A 20,603-nucleotide genomic window follows, 5' to 3' on the forward strand; every position below is an offset into this window, starting at 1 on the left:
GTAACAAGCCCGCTTTGCTGACTTTAAGCATTGAAGGGGCGGCCCTTTGCGAACCCCTGCGACAGTGTTGGCGCTGCGATGCGGCTTCACGAGGTTAACCATCTGCGATAGGTTATCCGGTACACGACTGAAAAGATTACTTGGAGCGCGTAAGATTGGATCATGGAAACCAGAAAAGGACTCCGTTATCAGTACGGGCGGTAAGCGTGACCGGACGATCAGCGCTATTTTTGGCTAAGATCGCTGGGAAAGCTGGTTGGGCAATCGCCAAGCCTGTGGGGCGGCAGACAGGCAAACTCGCCGCGAAAGGGGGTAAGGCGGTCAAAGATCACGCGGCTGTTAAATTCGCGGAATTTGAACTGAGGCATACCAAATATACGCCGGAGAACTTCTTTGAAAAAGGAGCGATCTCGCTCGAAGATCTCGTCGATGCGCTATTGATTGAAAAACGCGGCACGTCGGCAAAGATTGTTACAGCGCTTTCTGGGAAACTGGCTGCGGCAGGTACGACAGCAAGTCTATTTTCCATCGCATCTATTCTCGGAACGGCCAGTACGGGAACGGCCATCTCTTCACTTTCTGGCGCGGCTTTCAATAGTGCCGCGTTGGCGTGGATTGGTGGAAGCGTTGTAACTGGCGGCTGGATTGTCTTGGGCGTAGCCGCCGCTGGAGGAGCGGTCGCATATTTCGGGTCTCGCAAGCTTGTTGGGAAATGGACCGGAGTAAGGCGCAAGAAAAAATCCTTGGACCCGCAAGAAATGCGGTTCGTCGAGACGTGTTTGATGTTGGCGACGGCTTTTCGTGAACGGGCCAATCAAAACGTCGTTTTGGACCCTCTCACTGCCGAAACCCTGCAGCAGAACTTAAAACATGACCTCCTGGAGCAGTTGGATGTTTGCATCGCCAAAGTTAGAGACTGGCCAGATCTTCCGTTGATGCGCCTTGAAGATCGGAAGGTGGATCTGGTCGAGTTACTCGACGCCTTACCCATGCCTCACGCTCCGAATCCGTCAGTCAGAAAAAAATCCACAGCCGCTGCCCCTGTTGTTACAGGTGTCGTATCCGCCACGATATTGAAATTGATGTCGGACACCTTGCCTTCATTTACGGAAAATGAGGAGTTGGTCCTTCAGGCGCTACGCCGATCGAACAACAGTCTTGCTGATGCCAGTGAACTTGAGCTGTCTAAATACGTGCAATCTCTATCCGTTGAGCAAATTTCCGGGCTCAAAAACAACGTAAAGGGAATCTACCACGAACTCGCGTTTCAGCGGCAAGAGAACCTGGATGGCGACGAATACATCGTCGAGCTTTTCGGCGATACAAACCACGCCGGCGCAGATGTCCGGATTATCAATGTTGAAACTGGCGACGTTTCCGAGGTTCAACTCAAGGCGACAAATTACGCGTCTTATGTACGTGAACACAACGAAAAGTACGAAAACATCGACGTGCTCGTGACTAGTGAGGTCGCTGGCTCTTCGCCAGATTGGTCTTCCTCTGAGTTCAGCAATGCTGACCTTACAGCTGATACGTCCTCGGCCTTACACAAGCTCGGGCACGGGGCCGGCGCGGACATTGTAAATAGTATGGGCGTTGCTGCGATGGTGACACTTGCGGCCAATGCCAAGTCCATGTTGAAGGGTGACGCTCTTTCAACTCAAGCGAAACAAAAAATCATTCAGGATGGTGTGGTGGCTGCAAGCGTTGCCGGAATGGTGCAACTTATTATCTAGCAAAAATAACGCTCTACTGTGTTTACGATGCGATAGGAACTTTCCGCACTCGCTGCTGATCAGTGATGCCGCGATACCCTGCCTGTGGCCAGTGGGGCATCCTGCACGCTGTACAGATGACTAGAAGCGCCATAGATAGAACCGCTCTTAGCAGAAGTCTTTGGGTTCTAAGACTTATGTCGACCTACTTCAGGAAGTTCTGTCGGCAAAGAATACTTGATAGCCTTGATCACTCCTACGCCGAACGTGCGGGCGTGTATTGGAAAGGTCCCAATTCAAGAGATCTTCATAGGATGAAAATTGAGGCCCTTTTACATATCCCTTGGCCGACATTGTCGCCAGCCAAGCGTCAGTTTCATCTTCGTTTTGTATTTCATAAAGGCGCTCTACAACTTTTAAGAAGTCCTGTTCAACGTGGTTTGAAATGCCCGAATTGTCGGCGACGTAAATTTCAGTAAGGTAGAACCGTCCCCGCCTGCTTCCATTCGACCTGCCGTTCTTTTTGAAAGTTCGGTACGAGGCCTCAATATCCCAAGGTTTGTCGCAATGCACTAGTTTGTACTTGAAGCTTATCACCCAAATCGGTGGCGAAAATCCAAAATTCTCATCGGCTGACCTACATAGTCCTCGACCATAGCCGCGCTCCGTATCATCGCCCGCAAAGTAGTTTAGAAACAGCAGTGTAGGGTCATTAGGATTTCGCGCAATGCCGCCAGTAATTCCGACAAAAAGCTCAAAAATCGAGGCTATACTTTCCGCTGTGTGAGACCCAAAAATCTCTTCATCTCGGGCAAACGTCTTTTCCATATGATCCCCGTATAAAATCGAAACAGCCTTAATCAACTGTCTGATAGTACCCTAATTCGCGTTCAAGCCGTGCGCTCGCACACCGAGCTTGGTTTTCCAGAATGCCTCCCGCGCCAAGATATCTCCTAATGACATGTCCGGCGAAGCAACCTCCAAGATGGCCACTTGATAATCTTGCTGGCCTGCCTCACGAAGCCGTACATTACCACCGTGACCATTCAGCAAGTATTGGCGCCAGCGCCCCATAAAACCACCTAGGCCTGTCGCCGAACCCACGTACTGATCACCGTTGTCTGCAACCAACAAATAGACCCCTCGAGCCCCTTCAAGAGAACCTGCCCATGCTTGTGGAAACCTTGGAATCTCGCTGATCCGCGATAGGAAGCCCGAAAAACCTGGGAAAGGTGGCTCCTCTGCCTGTAGGCGGATTTCTAAAATAGCTTTCTGCATCCTGTGCGCCCGTTGGGACCAAGCTCTTCCTCCAGGACCCCAGTTAATGAGTAGGCGTTCTGCATATTCACTGCCCTGTTCGATCCACTCCAAATCAAATGCATCAACATTCTCTCGGCCCATTTCCCCGTCAATTATTTCCATGTCTTGGATATGAGGCAGTCGATCTCCATCCCATGCCCACTGATCGGTGATGAGTGTGGTTCCAACATAAAGCGCGGTCAACGTTCCATCCGGTAGGTTAGAAGCAGGAAGGAAGTGGCATGCAACTTCAGCTCCACCATAAGGGGGGGAGTTCGTCTTTGAAAACTGGCAAAACAGCCGAAGGCATCTGGGCCACCCCGACGCCACGCTGCAACGCCCCGTGCATCATGACGAAGTAGCCTGACTCTCGTTGGGTCCAGATCAATCTTTCTCAGAAATTCAGTGAATTGAAACATGCTGCCCCCAACAGGCGATATACCAGACGATCAATGATCATAGTCACCTGTTTTTCTTTAGATGAAGTTTTTGGTCACTATGGATAATTACTAGAACCTTCTGCGGCGATGGAAGCCACGCTGGACAGGTTTTGCGAACTGGACCACTGGCAACGGACTGCTTTCACGGATCAATTTAGCGAACTCCACTTTCGGAAAATCGAAGAGATAGCGGCTTCTGCCTTGTGCGGCTGTAAGCAAACACAGATTATCGCCGCCAAAGTCAAATCCTACAATCTTGCCCAATGATCCCCATTCTTTGAGAAGCCGGGTTTCATCGCAATAAACGGTGTAGATGTCTACGCCGTCGAACCGTTCCGGGTAGTTTTCTGAAAGCATCCGTTCATATTGGATCAGATCAGTTGGGCGGCGGGTTCCATCGATGATCCAGATCACTTGGCCGTAGAAATTAGTGCGCTTTTCCACTTCGTCCGGCTTGATAGCAGAGTGCTGGAACTCGATCACAAGGCCATAGGGTGTCTTGATATCAGCTATATGAAGATCACCTGTTCCGTCGCGAGCTGGCACCTCTTGCCAGTCGGTCGCAAACCGGTTTTTCCAGTCGCGGTGCCACTCGGTTTCGTTTTCCCACCAATGATCGCAATGACGGCGACCTTTATGCGCCCAATGCCAAACCTTCTTTGTGCCGCATCGGGCTAACATTTCGGCATTACAGCCTGGACAAACGCCTTTGGCACCGGGCTTCGCTTCAACTCGTTGATCATTCAAAAGTGCAAATCTCATTCTGTTTAAGTGGTTATTCTACAGGATGTTGCCAAGAGTAAGGGAGGTCATAATGTTTCCAACATCTCTAGGTATTGCTCAAAAAGAGGAGTTTGAGATGACTATGGATATACTAGGCCCGGACAACGCTTTTTGGATTGATGGCGAATGGCTCGCATGGGAAAGTATCATTGATCCAGAAGAAACCAAATACAGCCGACTTGCTGAACTTGAGCGCGAGGCTGAGCTGCGCCTCAAATATCCGAACGCTGATCCAACTTTGGTTCCATACTTTCAGGACCTATTGACGCTTGCAGAGGCCTATTTCGGCGACACAGGACAACACCTCAACGTCTACGGCGACATTGGTGAGCTTTTTGGTGCGATCATGTATGGAATCAAACTTCACAAGAACCACGCCAAAGGGTCCGATGGTAGATTAGGCAACGACTTTGTTGAGGTCAAAACGATCTCGCCAAATAACAGCAAAGAGAAGACCAGCGTGCGCCTTGACAGGCATTTCAATAAACTGCTCATAGTGAAAATAGACGACAACTTTGAAGTTTCGGGTCGTCTCGTGAAGCGGGCCAACTTGCCAAAAAGAGCCGGCAACAATCTCCGGCTATCATGGGCAGACATGCCTAAAGCTAACTAATCTCATAATTTCTAACGTAGCAGGTTTAGCCCTTCCATCGAACGGAAGGACGCGCTCTCCGTCGTCGGATGCGAAACACATGATTTAATCAGTGGGATGGCTGGTCTGGGTCAGAAATGCTTGACGATCAGGTCAGCATTACGTGACGCGGCCTCATGACCAGATTCGGAAAACCTGCCAAATCGAGTCAAAGTTGTGTGACGTTCGACAAGGACCAAAGGTCCGTAGGGCAGGGGGTTATCCAGTGCGGGTGAAGGCGGCTTGACCGTCTGAATCCCAAACCGCCGCACTCCCGTAAACGAAGACACCACACATCGAAGTGTCGGGATTGTGGGTAACGCGCTGCCCGCCCAAGGCGAAGCGAACGACCGTCACCCGCAGGGCTGATCGGCGCGGCCCAGGGCGAGCATGAGACAAAGGAAGCGGGGCGGCTCGGAGAGACGGCCCGACGACTATTGGATCAGCTCGTATCGGGGCGCGGTGTTCAGGTGGAAGCCGCTTGCGGCTGGAACTAGGGCGCGGTGGACCGCCCAACGGGCGGGACATGGGCCACCAAACATCCTGCTCTGTCTGCTTAGATTTCGGTATCCAGCGGAAGTGTCACGGAATGTCCCTCGATCACGGGGAAGGAAACTTCGGTGAAGCCGCTGTCTGTCAGGAACGACACGATTCCGGTCACAGTCTTGAACTCACGAACGCAGATTTGACCAGCAAGGCGAGAACGCGCCGTGACAAGCATCTGCTTAGACCCGTCAGGATGATGGGCCTCCATCGTCCAAACACCGTGCCACGTTGACGCTTTTCGCGTTGGAGTTTGGGTGCAACGGATTAGCAATTTCGACCCTGTTTCAAGCCGGTGGCGCAAAGCCACCTCAGTGATCACGTTTGGGATCGGGGCAAGTGTTTCCGACAAAGAACAATCCAGTGTATCAGACAATGATATGTTATTGTACCAAGCTCCGTCGAAACGACAAGCTGCAAAGGGGGCTGTCTGCCCCCGCGCCCTGCAGGGCGCTCCCCCGAGGATTTTTCGGGGAAGATGAATAGGAAAAGTTTCACAGCCGGATCGCAATTCCAGTTTGGTCAAACCTTGACAGAATGGGGCGACTTGGCAGAAAGAGGAAAAGAACAATCCAAGAACATAGGAGGGATTTGGATGCCTGTTTTTCCGGTGGAAACACCTGTGGTTGCCAATGGTATGCCCCTTCGGTTGGTGACAACGCCTGCCAGTGCGGGTTTTCCGTCCCCCGCTGCTGATGATCTTGAAGACGAAATAGACCCGATTTCATGGGTCGTTCGTCGTCCTTCATCGACATTCTGGTGGCGTGTCGAAGGCGACTGCCTTTGGGACGCCGGAATCCGTGACGGTGATCTGATCGCTGTTGATCGTGCGGGCAAGCGAAGGATTGGCCGTGCGGTTCTGGCCGTTGTGGAAGGGGCAGTGACCGCCAAAATCCTGCGCAAGCGGGATGGGCGGTATTTTCTGGCCCCGGCCAATGGCCGCGAGACTTTCCCAGAAATTGAACTGACCGAGGACAGTGAAATTTGGGGTGTGATCGCAGGCGTCGTGCGGCGGTATGATCTGGAATGAAGCGGCCTATCGCGATTTCCGATAGCGCCAATTTCTACGTCTCTGCTGAACGGATCTTCGACCCCGCGCTGAAAAACGTGCCGGTGATCGTGTTGTCGAACAATGATGGATGCGCGGTAGCTCGATCCGATGAAGCCAAGGCGCTCGGAATCAAGATGGGCGAACCGCTGCACCTGCTGCGCGATAAGATCAAAGCGCATGGGGTGAAGGTCTTTAGCTCGAATTACACGCTCTACGGCGACATAAGCCGTCGCGTGGTCGAGGTTTACGAAGACTTCACGCCCAATGTGGAAATTTACTCGATAGATGAATGTTTCTTGGACTTTGGCGGGTTCAAGGATCGGGCAGAACATGCCCGCGCGATGAGGCGCGAGGTCCTGAGGCGGATCGGCGTGCCGGTGCGCGTCGGGATCGCGCCGACGAAGACGCTGGCGAAGTGCGCAAACGACATAGCTAAGAAGAACCCGATATTCGGCGGGGTGCTGGATATGATGGACGACACACTGGCCGATTGGCTCCTGCCAATGGTGCCAGTTGGGGACATATGGGGCATTGGGCGCAAGACTGACGCGAAACTGCGTCAGCTTGGTATCCAAACAGCGTCAGACCTTCGGGCCATGCCGTTAAGGCAGGCCCGGGCGGTCGGAACGGTCGTACTCGAACGCACGGTTCTGGAATTACAAGGTGAACCATGTTTGGCTTTTGATGATGTTGAACCGCAACGCAAAGGCATGGCTGTCACCCGCTCGGCGGGTCAGCCGATGACGGATTTCGACACAGTTTTTCAAGCCGTGTCAGCGCATGTGACCCGTGCAGCGGAAAAATTGCGCCAACACGGGCTTGTCGCGGGAACGCTGACGGTGTTTTTCCACACCAACAGGCATCGCAAGGACCGTCCGCAATATGCGGGCAGTAGGTCCACGCGGATCATGCCAATGTCCTGCGATACATTTGAGCTGGTGCGGGCGGCGCGGCGATGTGCAGACGCCGCCTGGCCGAAAGGACAGGCGGCAAAATTCGGCTTCACGAAAGCTGGCGTTATGCTCGATGATCTTCTGCCTATCGAGGACCGACCGCGAACGCTTTTTGATGCGCCCCGCAGCAAAAGCGGTGAAGCGATGCGGGCGCTCGATCTGATTAATGATCGGTTCGGGAAAAAGACGATGGTGCTTGCAAGTGAGGGCGTGAACCGGCCTTGGCAGCTTCGGGCGGAACATCGCAGTCCGCGCTACACGACGCGGCTGTCAGATTTGCCGATTGTGCGATGACAAAGGCAAAAGCCCCGCTAGGGGCTTTGCCATGCTGTCGCGTTATTTTTCGCGACGCTTGATTGTGAACTCGATCTTGAGAAGGATCAGGTTGATTTCGATGCTGAGGCTCAAGTCGATCTTGCGCAGTTGCTTTCTGAGTGTCTTCAAGCGGCGGGCTGCGATGCGACGTAACCGATTAGATTTTTTGCGTAAATATTTCATGGTAATCTCCTTAGTGAATAAACAGGGATGCCAGACACGGCGTTAAAGGGGGCCTGTCCACACGCGCGGCACGCGCCCCGAAGGGCTTGGTGTTGACTGGTCCCCGCGCCGTGTAGGGTTCCCGGTCGTTTTTCACGGAGATTGCCTTATTTATGGAAAATTCGGTTCTAGGATCGCTGCTCCCAAAGACACGGGGGATGCGCTCGATCTGCCTTCAGCTCGTTGACCGTGCTTCTGGGAATGTTCACAATAAAGCAAATGCCGCGCTAGCGGTTGCACTGAGAGGCGAAAATGGCGGTCGGAAAATGTGGGCATTGTGGCTTTGAGCCGGTCGCGGCAAGTGCGAAAACTTGCCCTCAATGCAATGGCGAAGATCCGATCCTAGCGGGCGCTAATGCGACCGACTGGATGAAGGGGATCGGCATTGCTGTGGTCGCTGTGGTCGTGATCGTCGGCGGTGCCATCGTTTTGATGTAGGGCAGGGGCCGTCTGCCCCCGCGCCGTTGGCGCTCCCCCGAGGATTTTTCGGGGAAGATGAATGATACTAGAGCAATCAATTCTGCTTTGTGATCTTGAAGATAACAGTATTGATGTTGGTTCCGGCCTCGGCAAAGCTCTCGGCTGGTAGGTCTGTGAACATGCCCCAGCTTCGCCCGCCATTGGCTTTCTCGGCCCAACGGCGGAATTGAATGTGGGCTTTACTTTGGCCGACTTCGGCGGATGCCGGAACGATGGCGATAAGCTGACCGCCAAATTTCAAGAAGTCATAGGCATGGCGCAAGTGGTCCATCCAATGCGTCCGAAAGAAGGGCGGATTTTGTATCACTGCGTCATAGATCGGGTTCGCTGGCTGGTTCAAGAAATTGCCATGTATCACCCGGCATTTCGGACTTTCCAGCGCCCGCAACTGGCGCACCCTGTCCGCGTGTATCTCAATGGCCGTAACCTTGTGGCCCTTCGCCAGAAGGGGCCTGACAAGGTGGCCTGTGCCTGCGCTTGGCTCAAGGATATGTTGATCCTCTTGAAAGCGCAGCTGATCAACAACCGTTGCCGCTGCTTCGTCGGGTGTGTGGTAGAATTGCAGGTCTTTGGACGGTAGGTTTGTGCGCTTCGCAAATGCGGCGCTGTCCTCGTCCTTTGGGGCGGCGTCGGGGATCACTTCGCCGTAGTAGTCGGCCAAAACCTGATTGGCCTTTGTGACCAGATCATCGCGGGTGAACCAAAGGTGGGCGTTGCCATTCATAAAGCCCCGGATGCGGAAAAACCGGCTTTCGGTCAAAGACTGTTGCGGCCCGTAGCCGCGCCGGTCGGCGTCGATCTCTTGGATCAAGCCGCGACCGGCTGGCTTTTGATCGTCCAGTTTGGCGAAGACGCGCTCCACGTCGATGATGGTTTCTTCGGCCCATGTCCGGTTGAAGCTGCCGGAATACTCGGAAAAGGCACGATCAACGATCATGCGTGAACCGAGTTTGAAGGCGTCGTGCGATTTGAAGCGGCTATCAAGCCGCGCAAAGGCGACGGCCACCCCCCGTGCAAAGGTCAGATCGGCATTGCACATCCACGTTTCAAAGGTGGCGCGAACGTCCTGCACGGTCACGGGCGGGACTTCCTCGCGCAATCCTTGGTCGAACTCGCGTGATCCTGTGGCGTCCATCAGATCGCGGATGCCTGTTTCTTCCAACAGGTAAGACCAGACGGATGCGTCAAGCTGGCGGCGGTAGGTTTCAACCGACTGCGCGGCGTCAAAGCCCTGCTGCGAAAGGTGTTCATAGTGTTTGTTGTGGGTCCGGTCGATGCCCCAATATTTCCGGCCGCATTGGGCTTTGCGGGCGAAGGCGTTTGCCTCGTCGGTGAGGGCATAGGCGGCTTCAAGGGTGGTGGCGGCGTCGGTGATCTTGGCAAGTGCTGCATCGCGGGCGGCAACAATATCTTCGATCTGCGAAGTGATGGCGGGCAGGTTCGGTGCCTGTTCGCTGTCGTCGGCCATGATTTCGGGGGCTTGCATGTTCATGCGCTCATTCCTTCAAATAGATCGGCTTGGGGGTCGGCTTTTGGTGGCACGGGCTGCAAAGGGTCGATGCCCTTTGCCTCAACCGTGAATTTCCACTCACGTTGCCGTTTTTCGCCCCAATCGGTTGTGTAGTTTTCGCTGATCCTGACGCCGTAGATATTCGGCAAGTCTGCATAGGCTGTGACGCAATATCGCTTGGGTGATCCTTTGTATCCAAGCCATGCGTTATGGTGATCCTGTCCGCGCAGGTATTCGATGCAATCAAGGATATTGCGTTTGTCACGGGCGGTTAGATGGCCCCCCGTGATCTTGAAAATGCTCGGTTTCATTGATCTGCCTCCGCGCCATAGTGCTTGGCGGCGGATTGATCCCATCGGGAAAAATCAAGGCCGTTGGCGTCGGCGAAGTGGCGAAGATCGCAAAGGGCGGCGCGTAGCTGCTCCCCTGCGCTTTCAATATCACCATAGTGTTCGGCCAAGGTTTCGCCCATGCGCTCGGCTTGGATGCTTGGCACGTTGGACGGCTCAACATTCCCGTATGTCTCGGCCTCTGGGGAAAGGTGCGCGATAGAAACGGTCACACATGCAACGTCTGTGTGCATATCCTCGCCCAGAAGTCGGGTGATGTTGTCGTGAATCTGGCGTCCTTGATCGTGCAAGCTGGCGGCGGCTGAACACTCAAAGGCCAGTTGAACGGTGGCGATTACTTCCTCACGCTCTGCAAGGTGTGGCATAAGGATTGCCCGCGCTTCGCGCTCTTGCGGAATGCGTCCATCTGGCATGATCAAAATGCCAAACGTGCCGTTTTGATGTTGGATCAGCGATTGCCCAAAGCCTCGCAAACCTTCGTCGGTTGTGAAGCGGGCCACATAGCCCGCCCCCGTTTCTAATGCTGTGACTGCCATAAGGCGTTCCGCGCTGATACCTTCGGCGCTTTCCCATGCTTTTTGCGGGTTGCTCATTGGCCCGCCTCCGTCCAGTCGGACGCCCATGCGTCCATTGTGGCGATGGTGTTGCCCTCGGGATCAATCAAGGTCATGTCAGGCTTGATTTTTGCCGCTTCGTGGTGGTCTTTGCCGAACGTCCGCAACATGGTTTGATCAGAAGATGAAAATTCGTAAGTTGCCGTGTCGTAGTCAGCCCTCAGTGTGAAAATACCAATGCCATGCGTTCCAGCTAGGCGCATCGCGCCTTGTTCCGTTGGGTGTGTGTAGATATTTCCGTCAGCCCCAACGTAAGCCCAACGATCAAACTGCTTCGCTGTATTCGTGCCATTTCGCACATCATTAATCGCCGCGCGTAGGTGCGCCGGATTTTCAAAAACCTTCATCATATCGTGTTCCTTTGTGGTGTGGTCCGTTCTGGTGTTTCCCAAAATCGGACAAGGGTTCTGGAAGGTCCGCGTAGCGGTGCCTCTCCTGAAACCTTGGCCCTCGCCGAGAGCAGGGGGGAACCGATGCAATGCTGAAATCCAGCCCAAAGGGGAGGGGGATCACCCGGCAACGCAGCCCGCAGGGACCGTTGGTGGGGACACCCCTTTGGGCGCAGTATTTCGGGGTTGCATTGGGGGACCGGCGGTCCCCTGATCGTCGTGCAGCGGCGTTCGGCTTGCCCGAACCCCAAACGACTAGAAAAACCGGATCGAGCGAGATCCGATGCACAAGGCGAAGCGAACGACCGTCACCCGAAGGGCAGATCATCGCGGCCCAGGGCGGGCATGATGGAAAGGTGGCGCCTGGCTCTGCAAGAGACGGGCCCCATCCTATTGCATCAGCTCGTATCGGGGCGTGGTGTTCTGGTGCAAGCCGCTTGCCGGCTGAAACTAGGGCGCGGTGGCCCGCCCTTGGGAGCGGGGCATGGGCCTAACGCCTATTGGTATGCAGCTTTTGACAGCAACGCTTTACGCGACCCGAAAACTTCACGCAGGATCAATGCCAAATTTTCATTTGTTGCGCACAGATCGGCGTCTTCTGGTCCTTCATGCGCTTCCATCATCGGACGAATTTCATCATCTTCGACCAACAGGATAAATCGCTGTTCGTCGCCAGCAATATCATCAAATGTGTCGCTACCCGCGATGGAAATGGCGATCCGAACCGAAGTCCCAGCTAACGCAACTTCTTCGTCGGTGAGGTCATGGGCTTCGCCGTACCAATCTGGCGAATAAGGAATATCGAGACAAACTTCGTCGGGGTGAGGGTGGAAGTCGCTGCCGCCAGAAAATGTGGTTTGAACATTTTTCCAACTGGATAATTCAGTCTTTAGAAAGCTGTAAAAATCAACATCAAAGCGTGCAACGCTGTCCTCGCGCTCGATGCAAAGCTCCATCTGCATATCCTGTTCGACCCAAAGCCGAATCCAGAAATTCGTTGTGCCAATCTCTTCGTCTGGTGCTTCTGGGACAACATAGCAGAAGTCATCGGGACCTGAACTATAAGCGTGGGCGGCTATGTCGGCGAAAAGGCTTTCGTAAAAGCCCTTTGAGACCGGCATGAAGCCGCGCCGCATCTGCGTGACGGTAGGCAGGCTGATGTGTTGTTGGGCCATGTGTTCCCCGTCATCTGCGACGGCCAGATCATTGTAAGCCGAAGCAACAAGTGCCGCGAAGTCCTGCAATCGAGCCAGCTTGTTGTAGCTTTCGAGAACAAGATCATCGGGCATTGCCATCTTTCCGCTGATCCATTTTTTGATTGTATCGAGGCGGACGCCATAGAAGACGGAGGCTTCTTTTTGGGAAAATCCGAACCGCGAAATAAGAGTGGACGCCTCGTTTGGCAGTTTGAACGGATAGTCGGGAATCGAGATTTCGGGCATGGTTGGTCCTTGAATTTAAGCAGCGCTTTGGATTTGAAACCAGACACGGCGGTTAAGACCACCGAGGGTAGATAAGTCATACAATGGTCAGTCGTTTGGGGCAACGGTTTCAGTTTGGGCCAATTCAGAAACGATCAAGCCAACAATGCTGGCATATGTCATAGAACCGTCTGGCTGCTCGGATCGTGAGAGCGATTTTGCAACGTCTTCTGGCCGCAGGCCGTGTTGCAAAAGAAGCGAGAACATCACGCAGGCGTCTTGAACCTGAAATTCGAGCTGCGACCCTGACTTGAAGCCCGCGGAGTAGAAAACTTCGCGGGGCCGTCCATTTTCCTTTGGGTCATAACCGACAGACAGGTGAATGTTATGCCCGTCTTGTGTTGTGATCTTGCGGGTCTCAGTGAGCCGCCTCGATGGCAGGTTGTGACGTGGATCAGGCGTGTCTTTGTATTCCATCAGCTTGTCCTCTGTGATGACCTTCCCGGCTATCCAGTTGGAAAAACCCCTTGGGTTTTTGTCACCGGGAAGGAACCTTTGGTGAGAGGGCCGACCGGAAACGTCCAATCCTTATTCTCGTTATCTGCGACCGAAAACTTCCAGCCGACTGACAAGCCCGTTGGGAGAGTGGTGGGCCGTTAGGCCCACCGAGGGTGTTAGCCCTCTTGCTTTTTCGCTGCGCGGCGACGTTCGTCCTGGCTCATGTTGTCGAAGTCGTCAGCCGCAAGGGTCATGCCGTACTCGGTGCCACCGGAGCTGTTTTCCCATTGTGTCTGGCGGAGCGTGCCGCGAACATGGACCAGATCACCGGGTTGGGTGTTCTCTTTCACCCACTTGATGACGTTCTCGTTGAAGATCGTCACTTCGTTCCAGTAGGCGTTTGCCTGAAAGTCGCCGTTGTTGTCTTTGCGTCCGTATTCGGCGGCAACTGTGACCCGGAGGGTGTTGCCAACGTCTTTGGTCTTACCTACGCGGCCCATGATCTGAAATTCTGCAAAGGTTCTCATTGTGGTGTCTCCTTGGTGAGAGTGTTTCGATAAAAAACGGTCAAGCGTGTATTCGATGCGATCAAACCAAAAAACGGAGGGTCCGAACGATATTATAATATTGTAAAATATTCTAATTCGGATGGAAACCGTTTTTTTGTTTGAAGGCAAAGGCGTAGCCGGAGCCGGTCGCTAAGAGAAAACTAAGTGAAGTTCCGTTTGAGAAACACGTCCAAGGGGACACTTGAGAACCGTCGCGCTCAGTTTTTAGAAGGGCCTGGTAAGACCAAGGATGTTGGTGACTGTGCAACAGTGATCAACACCGAATACAGCAAAGACAGCAACGGCGCGGGCAAACGCGGAACGTGATGAGGATCTTCGACGGGGGCGGAAACAGGGTGAAAGTCCATCCCGATTGGTCCATGTTTGTGGCATGATTTGGCAGCGGGAAAGACCGCGCTTGGCATGATGGAATGACCATGGCTGACACAGGCAACAGAAGCGGAACGCGCCTTAGAGAAAAAGCACTATGGGTCTGCGTCTCGATGTGGACCAAAAGACCCCCACTCTCCTACCGGGCATTGCAGGCTGGTTTGGCATTGGCGCTGATTACGGGACAGGTGGACGCTGAAACAGTCGATCCGGCGGCGGTGTATGTCGTTGATGGCGACACAATCCGCATGGATGGCGATAGCTGGCGGCTGGTCGGTCTGGACACGCCAGAGACCTTTGAACCGCACTGCGATTTCGAGCTGGCGCTAGGACAGGCAGCAACCGCGCGACTGCGCGCGTTGATGACGTCCGGACGGCTGGTGGAAGTGATCCGATTGCCGGGGCGTGACCGCTTCGATCGGGGATTGGCGCGGCTTTATGTCGGCGGGGAAAATATCGCAGACATTTTGATCCGCGAAGGGTTGGCGCGAGCTTATGATGGTGGTCGCCGTCAAAGCTGGTGTGGTTGACGCTTTAGCGTTTCTGCGCGAATAGCGCAGGCCCGTGTTCGCAGGGCATCGCCCTGGGGGAACGGGCAGAATATCACTTTGACCGACGCACGGTCCCGATAAGGCCGGTCGCAACAGCCATGAACCCTGCATACATCGTGAATGCCAGCCAGACCGCCACAAAGATCAGTCCGATGTTTGAGATTAGCGTTGGCTCTCGGTCAAAGCGGAATGCCTCGGATGAAAGGCCCTTCGCGAGCATTGCGCCGAATCCAAGGGCCGGTAGAAACACGGTCCAGCCTGCAAGCGAATACCGGTTGCAGGTTGTTCGGCCCTCGGACCAACAAGACTTCAAGACACGCAAGGGGCGGAAAATGACTTCTGCCATGCGTATCTGCATTTCTTCCAATATAGGCAGCATCATTCGTACCGAGCGCGGCGTTGATAAATCAACAGAGCGGCCCCGATCAGCCCAACCAGACAGAAACCGCCGATGATACTGGTCGCCAGCCAAAAATCGTCGGGCCGGACAGTTCGAAGAGGAAAATAGCTCCGAGCCAGCCACGCCCAGTCCACGGCAGCGGTGAAACCGTAATCGCGGAAAGTGAAATAGCCGGTCGCGCAGATATAACCCAAGATGCCAGCAACTGCGGTAACAACGACCGTCGCGGCCACGGCTTTTCCGCCTGTCATTGCCATGATGTCCTCCTGTTCATATCTGCTTCAATGGATCGCAGTTCTGCGCCCATAAATTCGTCCAGTTCCGCGTCGATTGCGGCGCGGTATTCGCGATAGGGATTGGCTGGCCCATACCTGACGCCGCGTTCCCAGAAATTGCCGTCTCGACCAGACAGCCAAGCGCGATGAACCTGCGACCGTGCGAACATGCGCCTGAACCATACTGGCAAGACGCGACCCCCATGACCTTCGACGTAAACCCACAACAGGAAGCGCCCGTAGATCGTGGTGGGTTCATCCATCACAAGGCTCCACTTGCGATAAGGCTGGCCCTGTATCTGGTCGGGAAGCAATGTGCTGGGTGAACAAATCGACCGCTTTGTGATCGGGTCGTTCAAATTCAGCATTAACTTTATCGAGCGCCGTCAAAAGGATTTTGGTCGCCCAGATAGGGTCAAACCCCATGTCCAGCACAGCCTCTTTGACGGCTTCGGCTGCGAGGTCGTCGTTGTCGATAGGCAAGCCACCATTGTTATTGATGATCTTCATGAAGCGGTCATATTCGGGGCGTTTAGTCATCTGTTTCTTTCCAAGGGTTGATCACATCCAGCCGAAACGCCTCAAAGGGGGCGGTGTCCCGTGACGCGACAGGGGCCGTGTTGTTTGCGACCGCAATTGATGCAATTTGGCCGTCCGCAAACCCAACAGAGATACCTTCGCCACGAACAAGAGCCATTCGCATTCCGAAATAGTGGGCAGCGGTTGCATCGAAGGGCAAAATTCGTCCTCTGAACTGGTCCTCAATGATGTGGGCTACGGCATCTTGCAACTCAGCGGCCCGCTTTCCATTGGGCAAACAATGTGCACCGAACATAAGCTCCGCAGCCGTGATGGACGTTAAATACAGGTTCGTTGGTTCTTGTTGATCCAACCAGTTCACGACATTCGGATTCGGCGCAGGCTTCTGTAGCTCGGAAATGACGTTGGTATCGAGAATAATCATCCTAGCTCCAAAGGTTGTGCTGGGGTTTTGTCTCTGGCAACATCCAATTCGTCACCCTCAATCCCTTCAAAGCAAGCCCGCAAGCGCGTCCCAAACCCGCCTTGCTGTTCCGCTACAAAAGTTTCAACCAACAACGCTCTCACCTCGGCTTCTGCACTTCGGTTGTTCTTTGCCGCCCGAAGTTTCAGCGCGTCATGAATTTCATCTGGCAGATTTCTAATTGACATATTTCCCATGTGTTCGCTCCTTGCTATCACTTCAATGAATGCTATCAAATTTGGGCAATGATGGCAAGTTATAAAATGCTATCACGTCACTCGTCGGTGGGAAAAAAGGCCCCGCCGAAGCGGGGCCAGGTACATCCTCACCACAAGGAAACTCTATCATCCACTCCAACGCCGCCCCTCTGGACCAACATCAATGTGGGTAAAATCGGCGTAGCGGCCAAGGCCGTGAACCCCGTAGGATTCGGCGTAGCCAACAACGAGGGCAGGGCTAACACCAACCATGTTGAAGTCACAGGCTCGGCCTTGTACGTGCTGCGAATTGCGGGCTGCGCCTTCGATGGTTGCGTTACGGCTAGCCGTGCGGAACCCTGAATTAACCAGTATCAGTTTGGGTTCTGCAAAATCGAGCGACATGCGAGTTTGGATTAACGCCAGATCACCAAACAACAGTGGATCAATCTGACGTTGCGCACCGCCTGCCCGCCAGTCGCGCCACAACCAATTCAGTCGTTGAAGGTTGCTATTGTCATATCGCTGGCCGTTGCGGAACCGCACGGAAAGGCGGTCGCCGTTGGTATTTGCAACCAAGATACGATCATAGCCTATGTCTGGCCAAGGTGTGTCCTGCGCCATGCAAACCGCTGGCGCGGCAAGCAAAACTGTCGCCATGCCGACTGATTTTAGAAAACCCCTTTTCGTTTGCATTGGCTTATCCTCTATCGGAAAAATCGGGTTGAGTTCGCGGTGTGTCCGCGCACGACAATATTACAATATTGTATCTGTATCGCTATATCGTTTCAACCAAAGATTACGTGCCACACGTCCCAGAACATTCATCCATGAAGTCGATCTGCGGCCCGCCTGTGCGGGCTTCAAAGTCGATTTCTCCCAAAGGCTGACAACTGCGGTGCATATACATTTGGCTCTGCATCCCTCGCGCTCGACCATTCTCGCGCAAGGCTTTGTCTGCCTCGACGGCATCGGCAAAGCTGGTCGGATCGTTCAGCTGCATATCGCGCCAGAAAGCGTCTTTGTGGAACGGGCAACCGATGCATGACGATTTAGGGGGCCTTGGGTATCCGTGGCGGTCCAGCCAAGCATAGCAATCGCCCCGCGACATACGCGCCTCGATCAAAGGCCAACGGTTCGTGATCCACTTGTCGCGGGCATCAGCCATGCGCGGCATTTCATCACTGGATATGCCTATCCACTGCTCGACGTTGAACCGTGTGGCGTGGTGGCCCTTGGGGACACCAAGCAACCGTCGAATTTCAGCCCTCACAGGTGCAATCTTGGCCTCCCGTGTGCATTGCCGCCGCCCCATGCCGCCAGTGTCCAGAAAGAACGGCAGAGATATAAAGCGGCCTTCGTCGGCCTCGGCGCGATCCATGACGTGCTGGCGCAAGTCCATCGCCTTTACAGTGGTGATCGGAAACGGCAGGACGTTCGCGCCCGAAAGCCATGACAAGTGTTCCATGACACTGGACGGCTCCCAACCTGTGTCTGCGAAAATCGCTACATCTGGCATCGGGCCAATCTCGCCATGTGCCGCCATCAGCGCCAAGGTGGTGCTTTGAACGCCCGCCCCAAGGGACAACACGCGCAAATCAGCATTCTTCACGGGTTCGCTGACACCGGGCCATGTATCGTGTTTGAATTGGTAGGTCATAGTTCTGCCTCCGATAAGGGGGGCAGGGCGCTTACGCGCCCCGCTCCAAGCCTCAAACCATGCCTTCGGGCAACCATGCTGCGATGCGGGCTTCTTGCGTCTCAGTGACGCCAAGGGCCTTGCGTGTGGCTTCGTCACTAAACAGCTTTTCCAGCTTCGCGGCCTTCTCGCCCTTTTTCAGTGCTGCAAACGTCTTGGCAGCATCATGGCTGTCGGACAGGTCCAGCAATTCGTTCCACAAGGCGATCATGTAAGGGCCACCAACACGGCTAAAGAAATTCTCGGCTGTCGGGGTGAAGTGATCCCGCGTGACCTTCTTCGTCTTCTCGTCAATCAACTCGCCAAGATCAGCGTGTGAGATTGAAAGCTGCCCGATCAGAGTTCGCACAAGCATATCCATGCACTTCTTATGGCCGCGCTTGCGGAATGCGGTGAAGTCCTCGGCCTTGCTGCCTTTGCTCTCTACGGGGTCAGGCAACGTCAGGCGCTTGTCCTGCGTGTAACCTGTCTCGCACTCCGGCACGTTCGCCAGATGGGGCAAAGACACATCATAGGCATGGATACGCTGCCAACCCTTCGATTGGGTCAACTGGAAAGCCAGTAAATCAAGGGCAAGGGTCGGGTCGTCCAGTAGCGCATTCTGACGTGCGCCAATGACGATCCGGTCAAGGTCTTCCTGCAACTTGGCTGAAATGGGTGATTTCTTCGGGGTCTCTTTGTGCGCCGATTTCTTCAAGACGCCCGCTGCGATAGCTGCCTCTTGATCCTCTTGGCGCACAAGCCCTTCGATCACCTCAATGTCTCCGCTGTGATCAACGTAGATCACAACGCCTGCATGGGCCTTCTGCTCTGCCGTAAAGCCACCATCGGCCTTTGCCTGCAATTCCAGAAATTCAGCCGTACCAGCTTCATCGCAAGCATCACCATTGACCAGTTCGCCCAACTCGTCGTAACGGTCGCTTTCTTCCTCGGTCAACACGCCTTCGACCTTGTAGACCCGCGCCATCTTCATGCGGTTGATCGTATCGCTATAGACATAATCGTCCGTGATACCCTCGCCCCAAGTCCAGCCATTGTCCGTTGCGATCTGCGCGGCAGTGCTGGCAAGTTTCGCCTCAAAACACTCCTGCAAAATCGCTGGATCATCAAAGATCGTTTCGTCTTCAAACAGGTCGCCACCAACACGGCCCCCTGCGGCCTTGTAGTCTTCAACACCAACAAAGGCGGCGCGGCGATCACTGCCTTTGACGTGATCGGGCTTCAAACCTTCCTTGATCTGATAATCGGACATTGCGCCCCAACCCTTCGTGCCGTTCGCCTTCACGCGCTCCAACACTTCAAGGGTCAGCTTTTCGTCGTTGCTGATCGTGAACGCCTTGGCTTGGGACATGCTGATTTCACTGGCCTTCAACGCATCCAAAACAGCCGTGTGTAGACCAGCCATTGCCAAACGGCGATAAACCTTCTTTTCGGTCACGCCATAGGCCACGGCGATCTGTCCTGCGCTCAAACCTGTCTTCTCCAATGCGCCGTAGTCACGGATTTCATCGGCGGGGTGAAGGTCTTGGCGCTGCGCATTCTCACTTGTCGCCCAGAGTTTCGCGGTGTCTTCATCAGGCGCAATCTGAACCTGCACGTTCTGAAAGCGCGGATCGTCTTGCAAAAGCGCGAGAGCGCGGTAACGACGCCCACCAGCCACCACGCCAACACCCTCGGTCCCGTCATGGCGGAACCCTGCAAGGTTGTGGATCAGGCCAGCGATTTTGATGTTCTCGGCCAGCGATGCGATTTCATCTTCGGAAACCACTGTGCGCGGGTTCAAAGGGGAAACATAAAGATCGGCAAACGCTACGGTTTCGGTGATCTGCGGGATTGTTGTTTGGTCAGTCATATTTTCTATCCTTGATATGGTGATGGGTTTGGGTGGAACGCCCTTCGTCGGGCGCTCTCGATTTTCAGTAATCAGAGGGGAAAAGGACCGTCATGACCCGCTTGGTTTGCTCCAAGTCGGTTGGGTCTTCGGCTCCGTATTCAAGGTCCCAATCGTAGAGGTCGATCTTGAACCAAATGGTCTTTGTCTCGTCGCCTACAGTGATTTCCCACCGCACCAAAGCTGTGATCCCCATAAGGGTCGTTATCTTCGGTAAAGTCGGAAAACTGCTGAATTGCCTGCATCAGTCGCGCCATCCAAGCGGGGCTTAATGCTGCCACTGCTCGCGTCATGACGATCTGACCGGGGATGGTAAAATCCGCCCCCCAAGTATTGCGAAAACGGTCATTGTGATCTGCGATCACCTTGGCCCGTTCCGCAGCCTCAAAATCTTCTTCGGGAATTGAAAGCGCGTTGCTCATATCGTGTTCCTTT

The 20,603-nt window shown here is 54.2% G+C and carries 29 protein-coding genes; 6 read left to right on the forward strand and 23 right to left on the reverse strand.

The annotated features are described in order from the left end of the window. Positions 1-206 precede the first annotated feature (206 nt). Positions 207-1,736 carry a hypothetical protein gene (locus tag AABB29_RS19800; protein ID WP_341369159.1) on the forward strand — a complete coding sequence of 510 codons (1,530 nt, stop codon included), beginning with the start codon at positions 207-209 and terminating at the stop codon, positions 1,734-1,736. A 189-nt stretch (positions 1,737-1,925) separates the two neighbouring features. Here AABB29_RS19800 and AABB29_RS19805 read toward each other — a convergent pair whose 3' ends face one another. The 3 genes from AABB29_RS19805 to AABB29_RS19815 form a co-directional block, all read right to left on the reverse strand. Further along, on the reverse strand, positions 1,926-2,543 hold the full coding sequence (locus AABB29_RS19805) for a hypothetical protein (RefSeq protein WP_341369160.1): 618 nt from the start codon (positions 2,541-2,543) through the stop codon (positions 1,926-1,928). Positions 2,544-2,594: 51 nt separating this feature from the next. Next, a complete protein-coding gene (locus AABB29_RS19810) occupies positions 2,595-3,218 on the reverse strand; it encodes a GIY-YIG nuclease family protein (RefSeq protein ID WP_373636933.1) in 624 nt (207 codons plus the stop codon). A 305-nt stretch (positions 3,219-3,523) separates the two neighbouring features. After that, on the reverse strand, positions 3,524-4,216 hold the full coding sequence (locus AABB29_RS19815; RefSeq protein ID WP_341369162.1) for a competence protein CoiA family protein: 693 nt from the start codon (positions 4,214-4,216) through the stop codon (positions 3,524-3,526). A gap of 103 nt (positions 4,217-4,319) precedes the next feature. Between AABB29_RS19815 and AABB29_RS19820 the strand changes: the two genes are divergently transcribed. Continuing rightward, positions 4,320-4,850: a hypothetical protein gene (locus AABB29_RS19820; RefSeq protein ID WP_373636934.1), complete on the forward strand. Its 531-nt coding sequence runs from the start codon at positions 4,320-4,322 to the stop codon at positions 4,848-4,850. A gap of 574 nt (positions 4,851-5,424) precedes the next feature. Here the strand turns inward: AABB29_RS19820 and AABB29_RS19825 are convergent. Next, the gene (locus AABB29_RS19825) at positions 5,425-5,763 is read right to left on the reverse strand and encodes a hypothetical protein (protein ID WP_341369164.1); all 339 of its coding nucleotides are present in this window, start codon (positions 5,761-5,763) and stop codon (positions 5,425-5,427) included. A gap of 243 nt (positions 5,764-6,006) precedes the next feature. On the opposite strand from AABB29_RS19825, the gene AABB29_RS19830 reads away from it, so the two are divergent. Together AABB29_RS19830 and AABB29_RS19835 are read left to right on the forward strand one after the other, a co-directional pair. Next, positions 6,007-6,441, forward strand: a complete 435-nt coding sequence (locus AABB29_RS19830) for a S24 family peptidase (protein ID WP_341369165.1) — start codon at positions 6,007-6,009, stop codon at positions 6,439-6,441. Beyond that, positions 6,438-7,709: a Y-family DNA polymerase gene (locus AABB29_RS19835; RefSeq protein ID WP_341369166.1), complete on the forward strand. Its 1,272-nt coding sequence runs from the start codon at positions 6,438-6,440 to the stop codon at positions 7,707-7,709. Before AABB29_RS19830 ends, AABB29_RS19835 begins: the two co-directional genes overlap by 4 nt. A gap of 42 nt (positions 7,710-7,751) precedes the next feature. On the opposite strand, the gene AABB29_RS19840 is transcribed toward AABB29_RS19835, so the two are convergent. Beyond that, a complete protein-coding gene (locus tag AABB29_RS19840; RefSeq protein ID WP_341369167.1) occupies positions 7,752-7,913 on the reverse strand; it encodes a hypothetical protein in 162 nt (53 codons plus the stop codon). A gap of 291 nt (positions 7,914-8,204) precedes the next feature. Between AABB29_RS19840 and AABB29_RS19845 the strand changes: the two genes are divergently transcribed. Then, a complete protein-coding gene (locus tag AABB29_RS19845; protein ID WP_341369168.1) occupies positions 8,205-8,390 on the forward strand; it encodes a hypothetical protein in 186 nt (61 codons plus the stop codon). A gap of 76 nt (positions 8,391-8,466) precedes the next feature. Here AABB29_RS19845 and AABB29_RS19850 read toward each other — a convergent pair whose 3' ends face one another. From AABB29_RS19850 to AABB29_RS19880, 7 genes are all read right to left on the reverse strand, one after another. Then, entirely contained in the window at positions 8,467-9,924 is a 1,458-nt protein-coding gene (locus AABB29_RS19850; protein ID WP_341369169.1) for a DUF4942 domain-containing protein, read from the reverse strand. Then, the gene (locus AABB29_RS19855; protein ID WP_341369170.1) at positions 9,921-10,253 is read right to left on the reverse strand and encodes a hypothetical protein; all 333 of its coding nucleotides are present in this window, start codon (positions 10,251-10,253) and stop codon (positions 9,921-9,923) included. The genes AABB29_RS19850 and AABB29_RS19855 overlap by 4 nt, the downstream gene beginning before the upstream one ends. Beyond that, the gene (locus AABB29_RS19860; RefSeq protein ID WP_341369171.1) at positions 10,250-10,885 is read right to left on the reverse strand and encodes a hypothetical protein; all 636 of its coding nucleotides are present in this window, start codon (positions 10,883-10,885) and stop codon (positions 10,250-10,252) included. The genes AABB29_RS19855 and AABB29_RS19860 overlap by 4 nt, the downstream gene beginning before the upstream one ends. Further along, positions 10,882-11,256, reverse strand: a complete 375-nt coding sequence (locus tag AABB29_RS19865; protein ID WP_341369172.1) for a hypothetical protein — start codon at positions 11,254-11,256, stop codon at positions 10,882-10,884. The genes AABB29_RS19860 and AABB29_RS19865 overlap by 4 nt, the downstream gene beginning before the upstream one ends. 536 nt (positions 11,257-11,792) lie before the next feature. Further along, complete coding sequence (locus tag AABB29_RS19870; protein WP_341369173.1) at positions 11,793-12,737, reverse strand: hypothetical protein; 945 nt, start codon at positions 12,735-12,737, stop codon at positions 11,793-11,795. 87 nt (positions 12,738-12,824) lie between these two features. After that, positions 12,825-13,193: a hypothetical protein gene (locus tag AABB29_RS19875; RefSeq protein WP_341369174.1), complete on the reverse strand. Its 369-nt coding sequence runs from the start codon at positions 13,191-13,193 to the stop codon at positions 12,825-12,827. 197 nt (positions 13,194-13,390) lie between these two features. Then, positions 13,391-13,741, reverse strand: coding sequence for a single-stranded DNA-binding protein (locus tag AABB29_RS19880; RefSeq protein WP_341369175.1), 351 nt, complete (start codon positions 13,739-13,741; stop codon positions 13,391-13,393). Positions 13,742-14,199: 458 nt separating this feature from the next. On the opposite strand from AABB29_RS19880, the gene AABB29_RS19885 reads away from it, so the two are divergent. Then, entirely contained in the window at positions 14,200-14,682 is a 483-nt protein-coding gene (locus AABB29_RS19885; RefSeq protein ID WP_341369176.1) for a thermonuclease family protein, read from the forward strand. A gap of 73 nt (positions 14,683-14,755) precedes the next feature. Here AABB29_RS19885 and AABB29_RS19890 read toward each other — a convergent pair whose 3' ends face one another. From AABB29_RS19890 to AABB29_RS19940, 11 genes are all read right to left on the reverse strand, one after another. Next, a complete protein-coding gene (locus AABB29_RS19890) occupies positions 14,756-15,049 on the reverse strand; it encodes a hypothetical protein (RefSeq protein WP_341369177.1) in 294 nt (97 codons plus the stop codon). 32 nt (positions 15,050-15,081) lie between these two features. Further along, the gene (locus AABB29_RS19895; protein ID WP_341369178.1) at positions 15,082-15,360 is read right to left on the reverse strand and encodes a hypothetical protein; all 279 of its coding nucleotides are present in this window, start codon (positions 15,358-15,360) and stop codon (positions 15,082-15,084) included. Continuing rightward, the gene (locus tag AABB29_RS19900) at positions 15,351-15,641 is read right to left on the reverse strand and encodes a hypothetical protein (RefSeq protein ID WP_341369179.1); all 291 of its coding nucleotides are present in this window, start codon (positions 15,639-15,641) and stop codon (positions 15,351-15,353) included. The genes AABB29_RS19895 and AABB29_RS19900 overlap by 10 nt, the downstream gene beginning before the upstream one ends. Beyond that, the gene (locus AABB29_RS19905; RefSeq protein WP_341369180.1) at positions 15,634-15,888 is read right to left on the reverse strand and encodes a hypothetical protein; all 255 of its coding nucleotides are present in this window, start codon (positions 15,886-15,888) and stop codon (positions 15,634-15,636) included. Before AABB29_RS19905 ends, AABB29_RS19900 begins: the two co-directional genes overlap by 8 nt. A 22-nt stretch (positions 15,889-15,910) precedes the next feature. Beyond that, positions 15,911-16,342, reverse strand: coding sequence for a type II toxin-antitoxin system VapC family toxin (locus tag AABB29_RS19910; RefSeq protein ID WP_341369181.1), 432 nt, complete (start codon positions 16,340-16,342; stop codon positions 15,911-15,913). Then, on the reverse strand, positions 16,339-16,578 hold the full coding sequence (locus AABB29_RS19915) for a plasmid stabilization protein (protein WP_341369182.1): 240 nt from the start codon (positions 16,576-16,578) through the stop codon (positions 16,339-16,341). Before AABB29_RS19915 ends, AABB29_RS19910 begins: the two co-directional genes overlap by 4 nt. A 147-nt stretch (positions 16,579-16,725) precedes the next feature. Beyond that, positions 16,726-17,202 carry a DUF882 domain-containing protein gene (locus tag AABB29_RS19920; RefSeq protein WP_341369183.1) on the reverse strand — a complete coding sequence of 159 codons (477 nt, stop codon included), beginning with the start codon at positions 17,200-17,202 and terminating at the stop codon, positions 16,726-16,728. A 175-nt stretch (positions 17,203-17,377) separates the two neighbouring features. Continuing rightward, on the reverse strand, positions 17,378-18,238 hold the full coding sequence (locus AABB29_RS19925; RefSeq protein WP_341369184.1) for a hypothetical protein: 861 nt from the start codon (positions 18,236-18,238) through the stop codon (positions 17,378-17,380). A gap of 52 nt (positions 18,239-18,290) precedes the next feature. Next, positions 18,291-20,129: a ParB N-terminal domain-containing protein gene (locus tag AABB29_RS19930; RefSeq protein WP_341369185.1), complete on the reverse strand. Its 1,839-nt coding sequence runs from the start codon at positions 20,127-20,129 to the stop codon at positions 18,291-18,293. Positions 20,130-20,193: 64 nt separating this feature from the next. Continuing rightward, positions 20,194-20,334 carry a DUF3768 domain-containing protein gene (locus AABB29_RS19935; protein ID WP_341369186.1) on the reverse strand — a complete coding sequence of 47 codons (141 nt, stop codon included), beginning with the start codon at positions 20,332-20,334 and terminating at the stop codon, positions 20,194-20,196. Next, positions 20,270-20,590, reverse strand: a complete 321-nt coding sequence (locus tag AABB29_RS19940) for a DUF3768 domain-containing protein (RefSeq protein WP_341369118.1) — start codon at positions 20,588-20,590, stop codon at positions 20,270-20,272. Before AABB29_RS19940 ends, AABB29_RS19935 begins: the two co-directional genes overlap by 65 nt. Positions 20,591-20,603 lie beyond the last annotated feature (13 nt).

The sequence above is a fragment of the Yoonia sp. BS5-3 genome (assembly GCF_038069655.2).
Classification (GTDB): domain Bacteria; phylum Pseudomonadota; class Alphaproteobacteria; order Rhodobacterales; family Rhodobacteraceae; genus Yoonia; species Yoonia phaeophyticola.

Bases quoted from the DNA above. Each gene is read 5' to 3' on its own strand.
- AABB29_RS19855 (WP_341369170.1), bottom strand. From the start codon at position 10,253: ATGAAACCGAGCATTTTCAAGATCACGGGGGGCCATCTAACCGCCCGT.
- AABB29_RS19915 (WP_341369182.1), bottom strand. From the start codon at position 16,578: ATGGGAAATATGTCAATTAGAAATCTGCCAGATGAAATTCATGACGCG.
- AABB29_RS19805 (WP_341369160.1), bottom strand. From the start codon at position 2,543: ATGGAAAAGACGTTTGCCCGAGATGAAGAGATTTTTGGGTCTCACACA.
- AABB29_RS19860 (WP_341369171.1), bottom strand. From the start codon at position 10,885: ATGAGCAACCCGCAAAAAGCATGGGAAAGCGCCGAAGGTATCAGCGCG.
- AABB29_RS19900 (WP_341369179.1), bottom strand. From the start codon at position 15,641: ATGGATGAACCCACCACGATCTACGGGCGCTTCCTGTTGTGGGTTTAC.
- AABB29_RS19885 (WP_341369176.1), top strand. From the start codon at position 14,200: ATGGCTGACACAGGCAACAGAAGCGGAACGCGCCTTAGAGAAAAAGCA.
- AABB29_RS19835 (WP_341369166.1), top strand. From the start codon at position 6,438: ATGAAGCGGCCTATCGCGATTTCCGATAGCGCCAATTTCTACGTCTCT.
- AABB29_RS19890 (WP_341369177.1), bottom strand. From the start codon at position 15,049: ATGGCAGAAGTCATTTTCCGCCCCTTGCGTGTCTTGAAGTCTTGTTGG.
- AABB29_RS19850 (WP_341369169.1), bottom strand. From the start codon at position 9,924: ATGAACATGCAAGCCCCCGAAATCATGGCCGACGACAGCGAACAGGCA.
- AABB29_RS19845 (WP_341369168.1), top strand. From the start codon at position 8,205: ATGGCGGTCGGAAAATGTGGGCATTGTGGCTTTGAGCCGGTCGCGGCA.
- AABB29_RS19920 (WP_341369183.1), bottom strand. From the start codon at position 17,202: ATGGCGCAGGACACACCTTGGCCAGACATAGGCTATGATCGTATCTTG.
- AABB29_RS19910 (WP_341369181.1), bottom strand. From the start codon at position 16,342: ATGATTATTCTCGATACCAACGTCATTTCCGAGCTACAGAAGCCTGCG.
- AABB29_RS19905 (WP_341369180.1), bottom strand. From the start codon at position 15,888: ATGAAGATCATCAATAACAATGGTGGCTTGCCTATCGACAACGACGAC.
- AABB29_RS19930 (WP_341369185.1), bottom strand. From the start codon at position 20,129: ATGACTGACCAAACAACAATCCCGCAGATCACCGAAACCGTAGCGTTT.
- AABB29_RS19895 (WP_341369178.1), bottom strand. From the start codon at position 15,360: ATGGCAATGACAGGCGGAAAAGCCGTGGCCGCGACGGTCGTTGTTACC.
- AABB29_RS19925 (WP_341369184.1), bottom strand. From the start codon at position 18,238: ATGACCTACCAATTCAAACACGATACATGGCCCGGTGTCAGCGAACCC.
- AABB29_RS19880 (WP_341369175.1), bottom strand. From the start codon at position 13,741: ATGAGAACCTTTGCAGAATTTCAGATCATGGGCCGCGTAGGTAAGACC.
- AABB29_RS19865 (WP_341369172.1), bottom strand. From the start codon at position 11,256: ATGATGAAGGTTTTTGAAAATCCGGCGCACCTACGCGCGGCGATTAAT.
- AABB29_RS19870 (WP_341369173.1), bottom strand. From the start codon at position 12,737: ATGCCCGAAATCTCGATTCCCGACTATCCGTTCAAACTGCCAAACGAG.
- AABB29_RS19820 (WP_373636934.1), top strand. From the start codon at position 4,320: ATGGATATACTAGGCCCGGACAACGCTTTTTGGATTGATGGCGAATGG.
- AABB29_RS19815 (WP_341369162.1), bottom strand. From the start codon at position 4,216: ATGAGATTTGCACTTTTGAATGATCAACGAGTTGAAGCGAAGCCCGGT.
- AABB29_RS19875 (WP_341369174.1), bottom strand. From the start codon at position 13,193: ATGGAATACAAAGACACGCCTGATCCACGTCACAACCTGCCATCGAGG.
- AABB29_RS19940 (WP_341369118.1), bottom strand. From the start codon at position 20,590: ATGAGCAACGCGCTTTCAATTCCCGAAGAAGATTTTGAGGCTGCGGAA.
- AABB29_RS19840 (WP_341369167.1), bottom strand. From the start codon at position 7,913: ATGAAATATTTACGCAAAAAATCTAATCGGTTACGTCGCATCGCAGCC.
- AABB29_RS19830 (WP_341369165.1), top strand. From the start codon at position 6,007: ATGCCTGTTTTTCCGGTGGAAACACCTGTGGTTGCCAATGGTATGCCC.